The sequence below is a fragment of the Pseudomonas sp. MWU16-30322 genome, assembly GCF_020515535.1.
Lineage (GTDB): Bacteria > Pseudomonadota > Gammaproteobacteria > Pseudomonadales > Pseudomonadaceae > Aquipseudomonas > Aquipseudomonas fluorescens_H.
In genome coordinates, this window is record NZ_JAIWYL010000004.1 from 350,579 (window position 1) to 368,417 (window position 17,839).

Here is a 17,839-nt window from a genome sequence, read left to right on the forward strand (position 1 = left end):
ATTACGCAGGGTGAGGGCGGTTTCAACCGCCGGTCATGTTCATGAAGCGCACGACCTGCACGTCGTCGTTCACTTCGAAATTGTGCCTGTACGGCTTGAGTTTCATTGCCTCGATAATGGCTTTCTCCAGCCGCTGCGGTTGCCCCGGATGAGCGCGCAGCACGGCTTTCAGATCCACCGCATGCTCGTTACCCAGACACAGTAGCAGGCGCCCTTCGACGGTCAGTCGCACCCGGTTGCAGGTGCCGCAAAAATTGTGGCTGTGCGGTGAGATGAAACCCAGACGAATGTCCGGTGCTTCGGCCAGCCGCCAGTAGCGCGACGGGCCCTGGGTCGACTCGGCGGAGTCGATCAGGGTGTAGCGCTCGGCGATCTTCTCGCGCACCTGGGCGCTGGAGAAAAACGACTCCGCGCGGCTGTGTTCGCTGATGACCCCCAGCGGCATTTCCTCGATGAAGGAGACGTCGAGCTGGCGGTCGATGGCGAAGCTCACCAGATCGTTGATCTCCTGATCGTTGCGCCCCTGCATCACCACCACGTTGAGTTTAGTGCGGGTGAAACCGGCCTTGCGCGCCGCATCGATGCCGCTGATCACCTGCGCCAGATCACCGGTGCGGGTCATCTGTCTGAAGCGCTCGGGGTCGAGGCTGTCGAGGCTGATGTTCAGGCGCTTGACCCCGGCGTCGAACAGCGGCGCGGCGAGTTTGCCCAACTGCGAGCCATTGGTGGTCATGCACAGTTCACGCAGGCCGGGCAGGGCGGCGATCTGCTCGCACAGCTTGACCACGCCCGGGCGGATCAGCGGCTCGCCGCCCGTCAGGCGAATCTTGCGCGTGCCCAGCGCCACGAAGCTCTGCGCCAGTTGATAGATCTCCTCCAGCGTCAGCACTTGCTGGCGTGGCAGAAACTGCATGTCCTCGGCCATGCAATACACGCAGCGGAAGTCGCAGCGGTCGGTGACCGACATGCGCAGATAGTCGACGCGGCGGTTGTAACCATCGATCAAGACACGCTCTGACATGACAGCCTCGCAGGAGTGAGAAGTCCGCATTAACGGATCAGGTTGACGCAGGTTATGGGCAACTTCACAGGACGTCCAATCACTGTTTGTGAACGCTTGATTGAGCGCGTCGATGATCAATTGTTTTTTCTTGAAAGTTGCCGCTTTAGTTTCGCAAGGCCCCGTAAATAAAGGGTTTTTCAGCGTGATAGAGGGTTTCGATAAAGTGGTCATAAATAGCGATTAGACAATATTTTGTATCGGTTCATATCCTTGCCCTGGCAAATGAAACGACCGCTTTTTACTGTTGAAAGACGGTCGGATATTTAACCGAGATCAGGTTCACGCCTGTGTGCATCGTCATGGAGATGTCCCATGTCACAAGTCGACCGTTACAAACCTTACAAGGGTGCCGCTGCCGGTTGGGGCGCTGTGATCAGCCTGACCAAGAGTTGGCTGGGCAGTGAAAACGCCCTGAAAAACATCCGCGCCATGCTCAAGACCAACCAGAACGGCGGCTTCGACTGCCCGGGCTGCGCGTGGGGTGAAGCGCCCGGTGCGAGCATGCTCAAGTTCTGCGAGAACGGCGCCAAAGCGGTGAACTGGGAGGCTACCGGGCGTTTGGTCGACCCGGCGTTCTTCAACAAGTACACGGTGTCGAGCCTGGCCGAACAGAGCGACTACTGGCTGGAATATCAGGGGCGTCTGACCCACCCGATGCGCTACGACGCGCGGGTCGACCGCTACGTGGAAATCAGTTGGGAAGACGCGTTCGCGCTGATCGCCGAACACCTCAAGGGCCTGAAATCGCCGCACGAGGCCGAGTTCTATACCTCGGGCCGGGCCAGCAACGAAGCGGCGTTTCTCTATCAGTTGTTCGTCCGCGCCTTCGGCACCAACAACTTCCCCGACTGCTCGAACATGTGCCACGAAGCCAGTGCGGTGAGCATGGGCGAGACGCTGGGCGTGGGCAAGGGCACCGTGGTCTACGAGGATTTGCATCACGCCGACGCGATTTTCGTCATCGGCCAGAACCCCGGCACCAACCACCCGCGCATGCTCGAACCGCTGCGCGAAGCGGTGAAACGTGGCGCGCAAGTGGTTTGCATCAACCCGCTGAAAGAGCGTGGCCTGGAACGTTTCCAGAACCCGCAGAACCCGCTCGAGATGCTCAGCAACGGCTGGGAAGCGACGAACACCGCGTACTTCCGTCCGGCCCTGGGTGGTGACATGGCGATGATCCGCGGCATGGTCAAATTCCTTCTGCAGTGGGAGCGTGAAGCCCAGGCCTCGGGCGGGGAGCCGGTGTTCGATCACGCCTTTATTGCCGAACACACCTCGGGTCTGGACAGCTACCTGGCAGAAGTCGACGCCACGACCTGGGAGCACATCCTCGAGCAGTCCGGCGTGCCACTGCACGACATCGAACTGGCCGCGCGCATGTATGGCCGCGCCAAAAGCGTGATCATGTGCTGGGCCATGGGCCTGACCCAACACGTGCACTCGGTGCAGACCCTGCAGGAGGTCATCAACCTGCAACTGTTGCGCGGAAACGTTGGCCGTCCGGGCGCCGGTCTGTCGCCGGTGCGCGGTCACAGTAACGTGCAGGGCGACCGCACCATGGGCATCAACGAACTGGCGCCCAAGGAGCTGATGGACGCCCTGGAAAAACGCTTCAACTTCAAAGTGCCGCGCATGCACGGGCACAACACGGTGATGGCGATTGGCGCGATGGAGCGTGGCGAAGCCAAGGTGTTTATCGGTCTGGGCGGCAACTTCGCCCAAGCCACGCCGGACACCCCGCGCACCCACGAAGCGATGCGCAAACTCGACCTGACCGTGCACATCTCGACCAAGCTCAACCGCAGCCATCTGGTCACCGGTCGCGACGCGTTGATCCTGCCGTGCCTCGGCCGTACCGACATCGACATCCAGGCCGAAGGCCCGCAAGGCGTGACCGTGGAGGACACCTTCAGCATGGTGCATTTGTCGTTCGGTCAGTTGAAACCGAAGTCGGCGCATTTGAAATCCGAGCCGGCGATCATTGCCGGAATCGCCGCCGCGACATTGGGCAAACACCCGATCGACTGGGAATGGGCGGTGGGCGACTACGGGCGCATCCGCAACCTGATCGCCGACGTGATTCCGGGCTTCGAGAACTTCAACGAGAAACTGTTGATCCCGGGTGGTTTCCATCTCGGCAACGATGCCTCGGACCGCGTCTGGAACACCGAGTCCGGCAAAGCCCAGTTCACCCCGTGCGTGCTGCCGGAGCACTTGATCAGCGAAGGCGTGCGCAACCTGGCGGTCAAACCGGATCTGATCCTGCAGACCATGCGTTCCCACGATCAGTACAACACCACGCTGTATGGCCTCGACGACCGTTATCGCGGGGTCTACGGCATGCGCGACGTGATCTTCGCCAACGAACAGGACATCCAGCGCCTCGGTTTCGAACCGGGGCAGAAGGTCGATCTGGTGGCGCTGTGGGATGACGAGCGCGAGCGCCGGGTCAGCGGGTTCACCCTGATCGCCTACGACATTCCGCCCGGTCAGGCCGCGGCGTACTACCCGGAAACCAATCCGCTGGTGCCGCTGGAAAGCTACGGCGACCGGACCTACACGCCGACCTCGAAATTCGTCGCGATTCGCCTCGAAGCGGCCAAGGTCAGCAACCTGATCCCGTCATCGGTGGCGTAACCCGCTACCGATAAAAACACTGGCAATTTGACTGGCTGCAGGCGTTCGCGCCTGGCGGTGGCCCGGGTTCGTGCTGCCGCTTTTCAGCCTGGATGAGGACATCATCATGCTCAACATGGAGGCACTGGACCTGGCGCGAATTCAATTCGCGTTCACGGTTTCGTTCCACATTATCTTCCCGGCGATCACCATCGGCCTGGCGAGTTTCCTCGCGGTACTCGAAGGCCTGTGGCTGAAAACCCGTGACGACACCTACCGCGATCTCTACCACTTCTGGTCGAAGATCTTTGCCGTCAACTTCGGCATGGGCGTGGTCTCGGGGCTGGTCATGGCGTACCAGTTCGGCACCAACTGGAGCGGCTTTTCCGACTTCGCCGGGAGCATCACCGGGCCGTTGCTGACCTATGAGGTGCTGACGGCGTTCTTCCTTGAGGCCGGTTTCCTCGGGGTCATGCTGTTCGGCTGGAACCGCGTCGGCCGTGGCTTGCACTTCTTTGCCACGGTGATGGTCGCTATCGGCACGCTGATTTCAACGTTCTGGATTCTCGCGTCCAATAGCTGGATGCAGACCCCACAGGGCTTTGAAATCGTCGATGGGCGGGTGATGCCGCTGGACTGGCTGGCGATCGTGTTCAACCCGTCGTTCCCGTTCCGTCTGGCGCACATGGCGATTGCCGCGTTTGTCGCGACGTCGTTCTTCGTCGGTGCGTCGGCGGCCTGGCATTTGCTGCGCGGCAACAACACCGCGCCGGTGCGCAAGATGTTTTCCATGGCGTTGTGGATGGCGCTGATCGTGGCACCGATTCAGGCGGTGGTCGGTGACGCCCATGGCTTGAACACCCTGGAGCATCAACCGGCAAAAATCGCCGCCATCGAAGGCCACTGGGAAAACGCCGACAACGGCCCGACGCCGCTGGTGCTGTTCGGCATCCCCGACATGCAGGCGGAGAAGACCCAATATGCGCTGGAGATTCCGTACCTCGGCAGCCTGATCCTGACCCACAGCCTCGACAAGCAGATCCCGGCGCTCAAGAGCTTTCCGAAAGAGGATCGGCCGAACTCGACCATCATCTTCTGGAGCTTCCGCGTCATGGCCGGGCTGGGCATGTTGATGATCCTCGTCGGTGTGCTCGGTCTGGCCCTGCGTCGTGGCGGCAAGCTCTATCAGCATCGCGGCTTCCAGCGTCTGGTGTTGCTGATGGGGCCGAGCGGGTTGATCGCGTTGCTGGCCGGCTGGATCACTACCGAAGTCGGGCGTCAGCCGTGGGTGGTTTACGGCTTGATGCGCACCCATGACGCCGCGTCGCACCACTCGGTGGCGCAGATGAGTACCTCGCTGTTGCTGTTCGTGGTGATCTACTGCTCGGTGTTCACCGTGGGCATCGGCTACATGATGAAACTGGTGCGCAAGGGCCCGCAGCCCCATCACGAACATCCGCCGGAGGGCGATCAGTTGCAGACCCCGCGCCGGCCTATTTCGGCGGCTACCGCCCCGATGAAGGAGCACTGAGTCATGGGTATTCAAGGTATCGATCTCTCGTTGATCTGGGGTGTGATCATCGCCTTCGGGGTGATGATGTACGTGATCATGGACGGCTTCGATCTGGGCCTGGGGATCCTGTTTCCGCTGATCCCGGATGAGCAGGAGCGCGACGTGATGATGAACACAGTCGCCCCGGTGTGGGACGGCAACGAAACCTGGCTGGTGCTCGGTGGTGCGGCGTTGTATGGCGCCTTTCCACTGGCCTACGGGGTGATTCTGGAGGCGCTGTACCTGCCGCTGATCCTGATGCTCTGCGGGCTGATTTTCCGTGGTGTGGCGTTCGAGTTTCGCTTCAAGTCGTCGCCGCAAAAGCGTCACTGGTGGGACAAGGCGTTCATCGGTGGTTCGCTGCTGGCGACGTTCTCCCAGGGGGTGGTGATCGGCGCGTACGTGTCGGGCATTCCCGTGGTGGATCGGCAGTTTGCCGGTGGCGGCCTGGACTGGCTGGCGCCGTTCCCGCTGGTGTGCGGCGTCGGTCTGGTGGTGGCTTATGCGCTGCTGGGCAGCACCTGGTTGTTGGTCAAGACCGAAGGCATGCTCGAGTCGCGGATGCGTCTGTTCACTCGGCCATTGGCGTGGTTGCTGCTGGCGATGGTGGTGGTGATTGGCGTCTGGACCCTGCAGTTGCACCCGGAACTGGCCACGCGCTGGTCCAGTCATGGGCACTTGATGGTGTTCGCCGGGTTGGTGGGGTTGGCACTGCTGGCATTGTTCGGGCTGCTGCGCACCTTGCGTCAGCGTCACACCCACTGGCCGTTCGTGTTCACTCTGGTGCTGATGCTGCTCGGCTACATCGGCCTGGCGCTGAGCATCTGGCCGAACATCATCCCGCCGTCGGTGAGCCTGTGGGCCGCGGCGTCACCGCCATCGAGCCAGTTGTTCGCCCTGATCGGCGCACTGTTCATCCTGCCGGTGATCCTGATGTACACCTTCTGGAGCTACTACGTATTCCGCGGCAAAGTGAGGATCGGCGATGGCTACCATTGATTCGCGTGAGGTCAAAACCAGCCGCTGGTACAAGCGCCTGGGCTGGTTGTTGCTGATTTGGCTGGGCAGCGTAGTGTCACTCGCCGTGGTGGCGAGTCTGCTGAAACTGGCAATGCATGCAGCGGGAATGAGAACCCACTGACCCTGAAAAACCGGAGCCATGGCTCCGGTTTTTTTGTGCCCGCAATTCTGAACATCACTGATGCCCCCAGTGGGCGCGGGCTTGCTTGCGAAAGCGTCAGGTCAGCCAACATTGATGCTGAATGCGCCGGCCCTTTCGTGAGCAAGCCCACTCCCACCCTTGATCGCGTCCAGCCGCAAATCCTTCATTCACCGACGATCCCCAGTGGGAGCGGGCTTGCTCGCGAAGGCGTCAGGTCAGTCGACATTGATGCTGAATGTACAGGCCTCTTCGTGAGCAAGCCCACTCCCACCCTTGATCGCGGCCAGCCGCAAATCCCTGATCCACCGACGATCCCCAGTGGGAGCGGGCTTGCTCGCGAAGGCGTCAGGTCAGTCGACATTGATGCTGAATGTGCCGGCCTCTTCGTGAGCAAGCCCACTCCCACCCTTGATCGCGGCCAGCTGCAAATCCTTCATTCACCGACGATCCCCAGTGGGAGCGGGCTCGCTCGCGAAAGCGTCAGGTCAGCCGACATTGATGCTGAATGTGCCGGCCCCTTTGTGAGCACACCCACTCCCGCCCTTGATCGCGGCCAGCCGCAAATCCTTCATTCACCGACGGTCCCTGTGGGAGCGGGCTTGCTCGCGAAGGCGTCAGGTCAGTCGACATTGATGCTGAATGCGCCGGCCCCTTCGTGAGCAAGCCCACTCTCACAGTTGATCCGGTGCGCAGACACATCCTGCCAACAAACATGTTCGGCGCACTGTGATGGCTGATCTAGCCTTTTTCTGAATTCAACCATGGACAAGGCAAAGGAATGCCCAAGCGTTACTCATCACATCGCCTGCGAACCGGCCGTCATTGCGAAGAAAATCAGATCTACCTACTAACCGCCAATACCTTGGGGCGTGAGCCGGTGTTCACGGATTACAGGCTCGGCCGGTTGGTTGTGCATCAGTTCAGGCAGGCGCAGGAGGAGGGGTTTGCCGAGACATTGGCATGGGTGGTCATGCCGGATCATTTTCATTGGCTGATCCAGTTGCAAAAGGGAACACTTGGACAATTGATGTGCCAGGTCAAATCCCTGAGTACTCGTTCAGTGAACACAGCGGTCGGTAGAACCGGGAGCCTTTGGCAACACGGTTTTAATGATCATGCATTACGTCGAGAGGAGGACCTGGTGAAACTGGCCCGCTATGTAGTGGCTAATCCACTGCGGGCCGGACTGGTAAAAAAACTCGGTGACTATCCGTTATGGGATGCGATCTGGGTTTGAACTCAGGATGTGCATACACCGCATTACTTCAGAATAAATGCGATCCCTGTGGGAGCGGGCTTGCTCGCGAAGGCGTCAGGTCAGTCGACATTGATGCTGAATGCGCCGGCCTCTTCGTGAGCAAGCCCACTCCCACCCTTGATCGCGGCCAGCCGCAAATCCTTCATTCACCGACGATCCCCTGTGGGAGCGGGCTTGCTCGCGAAAGTGTCAGGTCAGTCGACATTGATGCTGAATGTGCTGACCCCTTCGTGAGCAAGCCCACTCCCACCCTTGATCGCGGCCAGCCGCAAATCCTTCATCACCGACGATCCCCAGTGGGAGCGGGCTTGCTCGCGAAGGCGTCAGGTCAGTCGACATTTATGCTGAATGCGCCGGCCCCTTCGTGAGCAAGCCCACTCCCACCCTTGATCGCGGCCAGCCGCAAATCCTTCATTCACCGACGATCCCCAGTGGGAGCGGGCTTGCTCGCGAAAGCGTCAGGTCAGCCAACATTGATGCTGAATGCGCCGGCCCTTTCGTGAGCAAGCCCACTCCCACCCTTGATCGCGGCCAGCCGCAAATCCTTCATTCACCGACGATCCCCAGTGGGAGCGGGCTTGCTCGCGAAGGCGTCAGGTCAGTCGACATTGATGCTGAATGTGCCGGCCCCTTCGTGAGCAAGCCCACTCCCACATTGGATCTTCGGTGTTTTCTGAAGGGGGCTATTGCGCACCAAACATCGCCGTCCAGTAGATCCCGGCGCTGCTCTTTGGATCGGTCGCGTAGGCGGCGCCGAGTTCTTTGTATTGCGGGTTCATCAGGTTGGCGCAGTGGCCGGGGCTGGCGAGCCAGCCGTCGACGACCTTGCGCACGGTGTCTTGGCCGGCAGCGATGTTCTCGCCGACCAGTTGCCCGCTGTAGCCGGCCAGTTCGGCGCGGTCGCCCGGGGTGCGGCCGTCGCGGTCCTTGTGATCAAAGTAGTTGTTGTTGGCCATGTCGCGGCTGTGATCCTGAGAGATCGTGCCCAGGCTCGCGTTCCAGGCCAATGGCCCGGCGGCAGCAAAGGCTTGCCCGCCGCATTGGCGTGGCTGGGCGCGGGCCACGTTGACCTGCTCGAGTAACTTCTGGCCTTCAGCCTGCGCATCACCGAGCTTCGCCGAGAGCAACGGTCGCGCCAGCACGATCCGCCAGTCGCGATCGGCGCGGCTGACCCCGACATCGACGAACTGCGGGTCCAGCACCACCTGGCAGAAACTTTCCTCAATCGCCTTCATCGCCGATGCCGCATCCCGTGGGCCGTTGAGCGTAATCGCCTGCACATTGACCATCGGGTAACTGGCGCTGGCCATGGCCTGTTGCAGATCGACCGCACCGCTGGCCGGCAGTCTCAGCCGTGGGTCGGCCGACAGCGGTGGCAACTCGTTGGACGCCTGGCTGCCGCAGCGCTGCGGCTGACTGCGATAGTTGTTGATCGACTCGATCAGTTGCGACTCGTCGGCAGCCATGGCCGAGGCGGCCACGACCAGACCCACGGACAGCGTGGCAAAACGCAAGACGGATGGCATGAAGCGCATGGAAATCTCCCTTGAGCTGAGTGCGCTCATGATGCGCGAAATGGCCCGGGGGAATGCAATGTCTTTTTCTTCATCGAGCGGCTTTTTCTGCGGAACGTTACTGCGGTATTTGCCGTCTACACTCTCCGAAGGCCCCGGGAACCGGGCGTCTCCCCCACGAAACACCTTGCCCGGAACGGGCGCTGCCGGAAGAACTGACATGGGATTGAAATGGTTGGCTGGCTGTTTCGCATTAACCCTTATGGCCGGCGTTGTGAACGCCACCGATCAGACCCCGATCAAGGCCAAGGCCGAAGAGAAAGCCCAGGTGCTGGAAGAAAAAGCCGCCGATAAAGTCAGCGCCGCACCGGCACCCAAATCCGAAGCGATCACCCCCACTGAAGTACAATCCGTGGACCCCGCCGGCACCGCGCCGCTGGACGATCCGATCACCTGCCTGGCGCGCAGTATCTACTGGGAAGCCAAGGGTCGCGACACCCCGGAAATGGAAGCGGTGGCCAATGTGGTGATGAATCGCCTGGGGCACGACGGCTTTCCAGGCACCGTGTGCGAAGTGGTCAAACAAGGTTCGGAAACCAAGAGTTGCCAGTTTTCCTGGTGGTGCGATGGCAAGGCGGATCAGGTCAAGGAAGACGCTGAATACACCTTGGCCAAGGATATCGCCGGCAAGGCGCTCAACCGCCAACTGCCGGATCGCACCCATGGCGCACTGTACTTTCATGATCGCAACGTGCATCCCGGCTGGGCCAAGGAATACAAAAAGACCGCCGAAGTCGGCAAATTCCTCTTCTATAAACCGGCCGGTGGTGATGCGCGCTAGACGCAGACTTCCCGTACACAATTGCGCAGCCAGCGGTGCGCCGGGTCGGCGTCCATGCGCGGGTGCCAGAGCATCGACACGCTGATCGGCGGCATCCTGAAGGGCAGGGCAAAACTGTGCAGGCCCATGCGCAGCTTGCTGGTGTGACGCTCCGGGACGGTGGCGATCAGGTCTGATTCGCGGACCAGTGTCAGCGCCGCCGAAAAGCCGCCGAATGAAGTGACGATGTCCCGCGTCAGTCCTGCGGCGAGCAGCGCCTCGTCGACCGGGCCGCTGCTGCGCCCGCGTCGTGAAATGAGAATGTGCTGGCCGCCGGCAAAGCGTTTGCTGCTGATCTTGCCCGAACTCAACGGATGGCCTTCGCGCACCACACCGATCCACTGATCCTGAAACAGGATGCGACTGTGCAGCGCCGGGTCAGTGCTGTCGTCGACCACACCGGTCTCCAGATCGACCCGGCCTTCGCGCAGCGGTGTGCTGTCCTTGTCGGCTTTTTGCACAAAGCGCAGGCGCACGCCGGGGGCCTCTTCAGCAATGCGTGCGAGCAGCGCGGCGGCAAAGGTTTCGACAAAACCGTCGGTGTTGCGCAAGGTGAATGTGCGCTGCAACTGGCCGGGGTCGAGCACTTCGGCGGGGCGCAACACCGCCTCGGCTTCCTGCACCAGGCGGCTGACCCGCTCACGCAACTCCAGCGCACGCGGGGTCGGCACCAGACCTCGGCCGGCGCGCACCAGCAACGGATCGCCGGTGGTCTCGCGCAATCGGGCCAGGGCGCGGCTCATCGCTGACGGGCTCAACCGCAGAATGTGCGCGGCACGCGCGACGCTGCCTTCGCGCAACAACACATCGAGGGTGATCAACAGGTTCAGATCCGGTGCACTCATGACATGGCGTTCCATGCAGGTATCAAGTGCAAAGCATGCGTCTTGCGCCTTGCCTTGTCGAGACTCAGGCTATGCCGTCTGATCATCAGTTGGAGCGTCCGATGCCCCGAACTCCCTTGAACACTCAAACCCGCTGGGCGCTGACCAGTCTGGCCCTGTCGATGTTGATGCCGTCACTGGACACCAGCATCGCCAACGCCGGGTTACCGACTTTGGCCGCAGCATTCGATGCGACGTTTCAACAGGTGCAGTGGATCGTGCTGGCGTACCTGCTGGCGGTCACCACATTGATCGTCAGTGTCGGGCGCCTGGGCGATGTGTTCGGGCGGCGACGACTGCTGCTGATCGGCATCGGCATTTTCACCAGCGCTTCGTTGTGCTGCGCGTTGGCTCCCGGGCTGGGCTGGTTGATTGGCGCACGGGCGGTGCAAGGCCTTGGCGCAGCGATCATGTTTGCCTTGACCGTGGCGTTGGTGGCGGATGCGGTGCCCAAGGCGCGGGCGGGCAGTGCGATGGGTTTGCTCGCCACCATGTCGGCCACCGGCACCAGCCTCGGGCCGTCGCTGGGTGGCCTGCTGATCGCGCATGTCGGCTGGCCGTCGATCTTTGTCCTCAACGTGCCGTTGGGCTTGCTCAATGCATGGCTGGTTTATCGCTATCTGCCGGCGGATCGGCCGACGCGGTCGAGGCTGGCGTTTGATTATCTCGGCACTGCTGTGTTGGTTTTGACCCTGGCGGTCTACGCGCTGGCGATGACACTGGAGGGTTTCACCCTGATATTGCTGCTGCTCAGCCTGTGCGGCGCAGGCCTGTTTATCGCGGTCGAAATGAAAGCCAAGGCGCCGCTGATTCGTCTGTCGTTGTTCGCCGACTCGCGACTCGGCAGCAGCCTCGCGCTGACGTTGCTGGTGACGACGGTGATGATGACCACGCTGGTGGTCGGGCCGTTTTACCTGAGCCGTGGACTGGGACTGGGCAGCACCGTGGTCGGTATGGCGTTGTCCGTCGGGCCGCTGCTGGCGGCGTGCGGCGGGGTGCCGGCCGGGCGTCTGGTGGATCGCTTCGGCGCGCGGCGGGTGGTGCCAGGGACGTTGCTCGGGATGGTTGGCGGTTGCAGTTTGTTGGCGCTGTTGCCGATGAGTTTCGGTCTGCCGGCGTATCTGCTGCCGATGGCGCTGATCGCCAGCAGTTACGCGTTGTTCCAGGCTGCGAACAATACCGGGTTGATGGCGACGGTCAGTCAGGATCAGCGCGGCGTGGTCTCAGCCTTGCTCGGGCTGTCGCGCAATCTGGGCTTGATCACCGGCGCGGCAGTCATGGGGGCGGTGTTTGCGCTGGCCACGGGAGACCCGACGCAAGCCCCGGCCGAGGTGATCGGCCGCGGCTTGCACAGCACGTTTGGTGTTGCAGCGGCGCTGATGATCATGGCCCTTATCGTCAACTGGCGTGGGTACTCAAAATACTCGCCACCTGCTGTGGCTGGCAGTTGAGGTACGGCGAAGACTTCAGCCAGTGCTGGTCCGGGTACCAGGAGAACATGAACTGGCCGTCCTTGAGTTTGTCGATCACCTGTCTTGCCACTTGCGGGCGTACCGCCGGGCAACCCTGACTGCGACCGATACGGCCCTGACGTTTGCTCCATAACGGGTTCACGTAGTCGGCGGCGTGGATCACGATGGCGCGGTCGCGAGCCATGTCATTGAAACCCGGCTCCAGACCGTCCATACGCAGCGAATAACCGTGGGTGCCCTTGTAGCTTTCCTGCGTGCGGAACAGGCCGAGGCTGGACTGGTAACTGCCTTCGCGGTTGGAGAACTGGGTAGCGAAGTTTTCCCCGGAATTGGACCCGTGGGCGACCAGGTCACGCAGCACCAGCTTCTGTCTGCTCAAATCGAAGATCCACAGCCGGCGGGCGGTGGAGGGCTGCGAATAGTCGATGATCGCCAGGTGGCGGGAGGGTTTCGCGCCGTTGTTGATCGCACATTGCATAGCGTTCAAGGCACCTTTCAGCGCCTGGGGATTGAGTTCCGGCGCGGCGTGCGCGAGGCTGGTCAAGAGAACCGGCGATGGCTTGCCGGCGGCGAAAGCTGGGCTGCTCACGACGACGAGAGTCGCAGTGGTCAGCAGAAGTCGGCGCAAAAACGTCAACATTTATAAAGTGTCCTCACTTGCTACTTATTTGGCACTTTGGCTCCTGACTCCCAGTCATACCCACAGACCCCTGATTCGGGCCTGACTGTTCAGCGCACCTGATGTAAGGTTGACCGTCATTGAGGCGGCCACGGATTGGAGTAAAGCAGTTGTTCAAAAAGTACGCATGCTACTTGAGCATTTGTTTGCTCGCTGCGCCGTTTGTCGCTTGTGCCGAGGAGCCGCTGCCGCCGTTGCAGACCCTGCCGACGCCACCGGCGCCAATGCCGGTTGAGCCGCAGAGTCCGCTGCAAGCGGTGCTGATCGGTTTGCCGCAGGCGTGCCCGGCGATTGCCGCGCATCTGAGCGGCGCGGCGCTGTCGCAACTGCAAGCGTTCTACCAGCAGCAGGACTGGCTGCCGGTGTGGGCCAGCGAGACAGGGCGTTTGCCGGTCTTGCGCGCGCAGTTGCAGCTGTTGGCCGATGATGGGCTCGATCCAAAGCGCTATCCGGTAGCGGCCAACCCGCCGCAGGATGGCGAATTGTGTGCCGATATCGACATCAGTCGTTCTTACCTGCAAGCACTGCAGGATCTGCATTACGGTCGTCTGCTGCAATCGCATTTCGAGCCGCTGTGGCATTCCGATGACACCCCGCGTGATCGTCAGGCGGAATTGCTGGCGATCGCCGTGCCCGGTCTGCACGACATCAAGACCGCGTTCGATCTGGCGCGTCCGCGTCTGGCGCAATACCAAAGCCTGCGCCACCTCTACGCCAGCCAGCGGCTGCAAGCCTTGCCGCACTGGCAGTCGGTGGGCAACGGCCCGTTGCTGCGCCCGGCGATGGAGGACAAACGCGTGCCGGAACTGGCCCAACGCCTGTTCAACGAAGGCTATCTGACCCACGCCATCGGCACGCCCGGCAATGCCTATGAGGGCGTGCTGGTGGAAGCGGTGAAGAGCTTTCAGGCCAACCATTCGTTGCAGGCCGACGGGGTAGTCGGGCCGGGGACGATTGCCGAGCTCAACATCAGCCCGCTGACGCGCCGCGAACAATTGCGCGTCAACCTTGAACGTTTCCGCTGGCTGGCCCAGGACATGGAGCCCGACGGTTTGCTGGTCAACGTCGCTGCCGCCGAGTTGACCCTATATCAGGCCGGCGTGCCGGTCTGGCAGACCCGTACCCAGGTCGGTCGCGCCGAACGGCAGACCCCGTTGCTGAAATCCCGGGTCACGCGCCTGACCCTGAACCCGACCTGGACCGTGCCGCCGACCATCTGGAAAGAAGACAAGCTGCCGGCGATCCGCAAGGATCAGACCTTCCTCAGCCGGCAGAACCTGCAGGTGCTCGACGCCCATGGCCAGCCGTTGGCCGCAGCGGATATCGACTGGGACAACCCCGGCAACATCATGCTGCGCCAGGAGGCCGGGCCGCGTAATCCGCTGGGGCAACTGGTGATCCGCTTCCCCAACCCGTTCGCGGTGTACCTGCACGATACGCCGAGCAAGGCCCTGTTCGACAAAGGCCCGCGCGCCTTCAGCTCCGGCTGTGTGCGGGTCGAGCACCCGATGCAACTGCGCGACCTGTTACTGACCCCGGCGGAACGTACGCGCACCGACACCTTGCTCGCCACCGGCAGCACCCACGAATTCCGCCTGTCGGCACCGGTACCGATCCTGATGACTTACTGGACGGCACAGGTCGGCAAGGATGGGCAGATACGTTATGCGCCGGATATCTACAGCCGCGACGAGGCCCTGTTGGCCGGGTTGGATCGGGCACACTGATCCCCAGTCATCCACACAACCCTGTAGGAGTGAGCCTGCTCGCGATAGCGTCAAGTCAGCCGACATCAATGCTGAATGTACCGACCCCTTCGTGAGCAAGCCCACTCCCACCCTTGATCGCGGCCAGCCGACAATCCCTGACCCACCGACAATCCCCGGTGGGAGCGGGCTTGCTCGCGAAGGCGTCAAGTCAGCCGCCATCAATGCTGAATGAACGGGCTCCTTCGTGAGCAAGCCCACGCCCACATTTGGATTTTCAGTGTGTCGGTCAGTGTGATTCGGCACCGGTCCGCAGCGTCTAGCCCCAGTGTCCCCGCAATCCCATGGGGCGAGACTTCGGAACCCGGCATGCAAGCGCTGTTGAACGAGATTCTTGACGCTGTCCGGCCCCTGATCGGGCAGGGCAAAGTGGCTGACTACATTCCCGCCCTCGGCACCGTGCCGGCCAATCAGCTGGGCATTGCGGTGTATGGCAACGACGGCGAAATGTATTGCGCCGGCGATGCCGAGACGCCGTTCTCGGTGCAGAGTATTTCCAAGGTGTTCAGCCTGGTGCAGGCAATCGAGCACTCCGGCGAGGCGATCTGGGAGCGCCTGGGGCACGAGCCGTCCGGCCAGCCGTTCAACTCGCTGGTGCAACTGGAGTTCGAACGCGGGCGGCCGCGCAATCCGTTCATCAATGCCGGGGCGCTGGTGATCTGCGACATCAATCAGTCGCGATTCGCCGCGCCGGCCTTGTCGATGCGTGACTTCGTGCGGCGTCTGTCGGGCAATCCGCAGGTGATCGTCGACGGCAAGGTCGCCGAATCCGAATACCAGCATCGCGCCCGCAACGCGGCCATGGCGTACCTGATGCAATCGTTCGGCAACTTCCACAACGATGTCGAAGCGGTGCTGCGCAGCTACTTCAGCCACTGCGCGTTGCGCATGAACTGCATCGATCTGGCCCGGGCGTTCTGCTTCCTCGCCAACGACGGTTTCTGCAAGCACAGCGGCGAACAGATCCTGACCCGGCGCCAGACCCAGCAGGTCAACTCGATCATGGCCACCAGCGGCCTGTATGACGAGGCCGGCAACTTCGCCTACCGCGTCGGTCTGCCGGGCAAGAGCGGGGTCGGCGGCGGGATCGTCGCGGTGGTGCCCGGGCAGTTCACGGTGTGCGTGTGGTCGCCGGAACTCAACGCCGCCGGCAACTCGCTGGCGGGGATGGCGGCGCTGGAGATGCTCAGTTCGCGGATTGGCTGGTCGGTGTTCTAAAAAGCACCGCAGTAGCTGTAGGAGTGAGCCTGCTCGCGATAGCGGTGTGTCATTCAATATGACTGCGTCTGACACACCGCTATCGCGAGCAGGCTCACTCCTACAAGGGTTTTGTGTTGCCTGGGAGAGCGCTGTTCCTATACATTTTCCGGCCGCCCCTCATATGGTGAATCCGCTTCATGTCTCTTGCGCTCGAACGTCTAGTCGCTGGCACGCCGATCCCTTTCGCTGGCAACCGTGTGACCGTAGTCAGCCCCGAACTGGCGGCGCGGTTTCAGCCCGGTGACCACCTGCTGGTCGAGCAGGTGAGTGGCGAGCTGTTGCTGATTCCGGTGGTCGATCAACAAGCGGCTGCAGTGGCGATCGAACGTGCTGAAGCGGCATTCACTGCATTGTCGGCAGTGTCCGACGAAGCCATCGGTCGCTTCTTCGACCTGTTCGCGCAACGCTTGGAAACCCCGGAATGCTGGACCTTGATCGAAGCCGCGAACCTGGCCGACATCGAACGCGCCAAGGCCCGTGGTCGCTCGACCACCCGACTGCTCGCCGACGAGCGCATGCGCCGCGACATGATCGCCGGTCTGCGCGCCTGGCGTGATGCGCCGGCCACGCGCGGCAAGGTCATCAGCTGCGTCGAACACGACGGCTGGAAGGTCGAGCAAGTGGTGTCGCCGCTGGGCATCGTCGCCTTCGTGTTCGAAGGACGACCGAATGTGTTCGCCGATGCCGCCGGCGTACTGCGCACTGGCAACACCGCAGTACTGCGCATTGGCAGCGACGCGTTGGGCACCGCGCAAGCGATCGTCACTCACGCGCTGAACCCGGCGCTGGCCGATGCTGGTTTGCCGGCGGGTGCGGTGTCGCTGGTGGAAAGTGTCAATCACGCGGCCGGGTGGGCGATGTTCGCCGACCGGCGTCTGTCGCTGGCGGTGGCCCGGGGTTCGGGGCGTGCAGTCAGCCAGTTGGGCAGCATCGCCCAGCAGGCGGGCACGGCGGTCAGCCTGCATGGCACCGGCGGCGCCTGGTTGATTGCTGATCGTGATGCCGATGCCACACGTTTTGCCGCCGTGGTGCGCAATTCGCTGGATCGCAAAGTCTGCAACACCCTGAACGTCTGCCTGATTCAACGCGAGCGTGCTGCCGAACTGGTGCCGCTGTTTCTCGATGCCCTGAAGCAGGCCGGCAGCACACGCAGGCAGGGCTGCAAATTGCACATCGTCACAGGCAGCGAAAGTTACCTGCCGGCCGAGTGGCAGAACGCGACGGTCGAGGTCTATCGCGCTGAGGGTTATCAGACCGAAGCCCTGGCCGAAACGCTGGCGGAATCAGAGCTGGGCCGCGAGTGGGAATGGGAAGAAACCCCGGAAGTCAGCCTGATGATCATCGACGATCTGGATCAGGCGATCACGTTGTTCAACCGCTACAGCCCGCAGTTCACGGTGTCGCTGATCAGCGAGGATGCGGGCGCCCAGGAACGCTTTTACAACGCGGTGAACGCGCCGTTTGTGGGCAATGGGATTACCCGCTGGGTCGATGGGCAGTACGCGTTGAACAAGCCGGAGCTGGGGCTTTCGAATTGGGAGAGCGGGCGCTTGTTTGCGCGCAGTGCGATTCTTTCGGGGGATGGGGTGTTTACGGTGCGTAGTCGTATGTCCCAGATTGACCTCACCGTAAAACGCTGATCTGAACACCAAACCTGTGGCGAGGGAGCTTGCTCCCGCTGGTCTGCGCAGCAGACCCCAAAAAAAAAAGCGCCGCTGCGCGCCCCAGCGGGA

General features: G+C 62.0%; 14 protein-coding genes. 10 read left to right on the forward strand and 4 right to left on the reverse strand.

Annotated elements, in window-relative coordinates; all coding sequences use genetic code 11:
• Nucleotides 1–22 precede the first annotated feature (22 nt).
• Nucleotides 23–1,021, reverse strand: coding sequence for a GTP 3',8-cyclase MoaA (moaA, locus tag LCH64_RS10220; RefSeq protein ID WP_226500154.1), 999 nt, complete (start codon nucleotides 1,019–1,021; stop codon nucleotides 23–25).
• Between the two features lie 354 nt (nucleotides 1,022–1,375).
• On the opposite strand from moaA, the gene LCH64_RS10225 reads away from it, so the two are divergent.
• The 5 genes from LCH64_RS10225 (at nucleotide 1,376) to LCH64_RS10245 (ending at nucleotide 7,630) form a co-directional block, all read left to right on the forward strand.
• The gene (locus LCH64_RS10225) at nucleotides 1,376–3,700 is read left to right on the forward strand and encodes an FdhF/YdeP family oxidoreductase (RefSeq protein WP_226500155.1); all 2,325 of its coding nucleotides are present in this window, start codon (nucleotides 1,376–1,378) and stop codon (nucleotides 3,698–3,700) included.
• A gap of 106 nt (nucleotides 3,701–3,806) precedes the next feature.
• Nucleotides 3,807–5,210, forward strand: a complete 1,404-nt coding sequence (locus LCH64_RS10230; RefSeq protein WP_226500281.1) for a cytochrome ubiquinol oxidase subunit I — start codon at nucleotides 3,807–3,809, stop codon at nucleotides 5,208–5,210.
• Between the two features lie 3 nt (nucleotides 5,211–5,213).
• Nucleotides 5,214–6,230 (forward strand): cytochrome d ubiquinol oxidase subunit II, encoded by a 1,017-nt coding sequence (gene cydB, locus LCH64_RS10235; RefSeq protein WP_226500156.1) that lies wholly within the window; start codon nucleotides 5,214–5,216, stop codon nucleotides 6,228–6,230.
• A complete protein-coding gene (locus LCH64_RS10240) occupies nucleotides 6,217–6,372 on the forward strand; it encodes a DUF2474 domain-containing protein (RefSeq protein WP_226500157.1) in 156 nt (51 codons plus the stop codon). The genes cydB and LCH64_RS10240 overlap by 14 nt, the downstream gene beginning before the upstream one ends.
• Nucleotides 6,373–7,171: 799 nt before the next feature.
• Nucleotides 7,172–7,630: a transposase gene (locus LCH64_RS10245; protein WP_226500158.1), complete on the forward strand. Its 459-nt coding sequence runs from the start codon at nucleotides 7,172–7,174 to the stop codon at nucleotides 7,628–7,630.
• Nucleotides 7,631–8,334: 704 nt separating this feature from the next.
• On the opposite strand, the gene LCH64_RS10250 is transcribed toward LCH64_RS10245, so the two are convergent.
• Nucleotides 8,335–9,186: a CAP domain-containing protein gene (locus tag LCH64_RS10250; protein ID WP_103486545.1), complete on the reverse strand. Its 852-nt coding sequence runs from the start codon at nucleotides 9,184–9,186 to the stop codon at nucleotides 8,335–8,337.
• Nucleotides 9,187–9,385: 199 nt separating this feature from the next.
• Here LCH64_RS10250 and LCH64_RS10255 point away from each other — a divergent pair, with 199 nt between their 5' ends.
• Nucleotides 9,386–10,006: a cell wall hydrolase gene (locus tag LCH64_RS10255; RefSeq protein ID WP_226500159.1), complete on the forward strand. Its 621-nt coding sequence runs from the start codon at nucleotides 9,386–9,388 to the stop codon at nucleotides 10,004–10,006.
• Here LCH64_RS10255 and LCH64_RS10260 read toward each other — a convergent pair.
• Nucleotides 10,003–10,890, reverse strand: a complete 888-nt coding sequence (locus LCH64_RS10260) for a LysR family transcriptional regulator (protein ID WP_226500160.1) — start codon at nucleotides 10,888–10,890, stop codon at nucleotides 10,003–10,005. The genes LCH64_RS10255 and LCH64_RS10260 overlap by 4 nt on opposite strands.
• Before the next feature lie 101 nt (nucleotides 10,891–10,991).
• On the opposite strand from LCH64_RS10260, the gene LCH64_RS10265 reads away from it, so the two are divergent.
• Nucleotides 10,992–12,380, forward strand: coding sequence for an MFS transporter (locus LCH64_RS10265; protein ID WP_226500161.1), 1,389 nt, complete (start codon nucleotides 10,992–10,994; stop codon nucleotides 12,378–12,380).
• Here the strand turns inward: LCH64_RS10265 and LCH64_RS10270 are convergent.
• Complete coding sequence (locus LCH64_RS10270) at nucleotides 12,328–13,041, reverse strand: murein L,D-transpeptidase catalytic domain family protein (protein ID WP_003226055.1); 714 nt, start codon at nucleotides 13,039–13,041, stop codon at nucleotides 12,328–12,330. The genes LCH64_RS10265 and LCH64_RS10270 overlap by 53 nt on opposite strands.
• 149 nt (nucleotides 13,042–13,190) lie before the next feature.
• On the opposite strand from LCH64_RS10270, the gene LCH64_RS10275 reads away from it, so the two are divergent.
• The 3 genes from LCH64_RS10275 to LCH64_RS10285 all read left to right on the forward strand — a co-directional run bounded on the left by LCH64_RS10275 (nucleotide 13,191) and on the right by LCH64_RS10285 (nucleotide 17,746).
• Nucleotides 13,191–14,807: a L,D-transpeptidase family protein gene (locus tag LCH64_RS10275; RefSeq protein ID WP_226500162.1), complete on the forward strand. Its 1,617-nt coding sequence runs from the start codon at nucleotides 13,191–13,193 to the stop codon at nucleotides 14,805–14,807.
• A gap of 348 nt (nucleotides 14,808–15,155) precedes the next feature.
• Nucleotides 15,156–16,064, forward strand: a complete 909-nt coding sequence (glsB, locus tag LCH64_RS10280; protein WP_003226050.1) for a glutaminase B — start codon at nucleotides 15,156–15,158, stop codon at nucleotides 16,062–16,064.
• A 179-nt stretch (nucleotides 16,065–16,243) separates the two neighbouring features.
• Nucleotides 16,244–17,746, forward strand: coding sequence for an aldehyde dehydrogenase family protein (locus LCH64_RS10285; protein WP_226500163.1), 1,503 nt, complete (start codon nucleotides 16,244–16,246; stop codon nucleotides 17,744–17,746).
• Nucleotides 17,747–17,839: the final 93 nt, after the last annotated feature.

Excerpts from the sequence above, each read along its gene's own strand:
- moaA (WP_226500154.1), bottom strand. The coding sequence starts at position 1,021 with ATGTCAGAGCGTGTCTTGATCGATGGTTACAACCGCCGCGTCGACTAT.
- LCH64_RS10225 (WP_226500155.1), top strand. The coding sequence starts at position 1,376 with ATGTCACAAGTCGACCGTTACAAACCTTACAAGGGTGCCGCTGCCGGT.
- LCH64_RS10230 (WP_226500281.1), top strand. The coding sequence starts at position 3,807 with ATGCTCAACATGGAGGCACTGGACCTGGCGCGAATTCAATTCGCGTTC.
- cydB (WP_226500156.1), top strand. The coding sequence starts at position 5,214 with ATGGGTATTCAAGGTATCGATCTCTCGTTGATCTGGGGTGTGATCATC.
- LCH64_RS10240 (WP_226500157.1), top strand. The coding sequence starts at position 6,217 with ATGGCTACCATTGATTCGCGTGAGGTCAAAACCAGCCGCTGGTACAAG.
- LCH64_RS10245 (WP_226500158.1), top strand. The coding sequence starts at position 7,172 with ATGCCCAAGCGTTACTCATCACATCGCCTGCGAACCGGCCGTCATTGC.
- LCH64_RS10250 (WP_103486545.1), bottom strand. The coding sequence starts at position 9,186 with ATGCGCTTCATGCCATCCGTCTTGCGTTTTGCCACGCTGTCCGTGGGT.
- LCH64_RS10255 (WP_226500159.1), top strand. The coding sequence starts at position 9,386 with ATGGGATTGAAATGGTTGGCTGGCTGTTTCGCATTAACCCTTATGGCC.
- LCH64_RS10260 (WP_226500160.1), bottom strand. The coding sequence starts at position 10,890 with ATGAGTGCACCGGATCTGAACCTGTTGATCACCCTCGATGTGTTGTTG.
- LCH64_RS10265 (WP_226500161.1), top strand. The coding sequence starts at position 10,992 with ATGCCCCGAACTCCCTTGAACACTCAAACCCGCTGGGCGCTGACCAGT.
- LCH64_RS10270 (WP_003226055.1), bottom strand. The coding sequence starts at position 13,041 with ATGTTGACGTTTTTGCGCCGACTTCTGCTGACCACTGCGACTCTCGTC.
- glsB (WP_003226050.1), top strand. The coding sequence starts at position 15,156 with ATGCAAGCGCTGTTGAACGAGATTCTTGACGCTGTCCGGCCCCTGATC.
- LCH64_RS10285 (WP_226500163.1), top strand. The coding sequence starts at position 16,244 with ATGTCTCTTGCGCTCGAACGTCTAGTCGCTGGCACGCCGATCCCTTTC.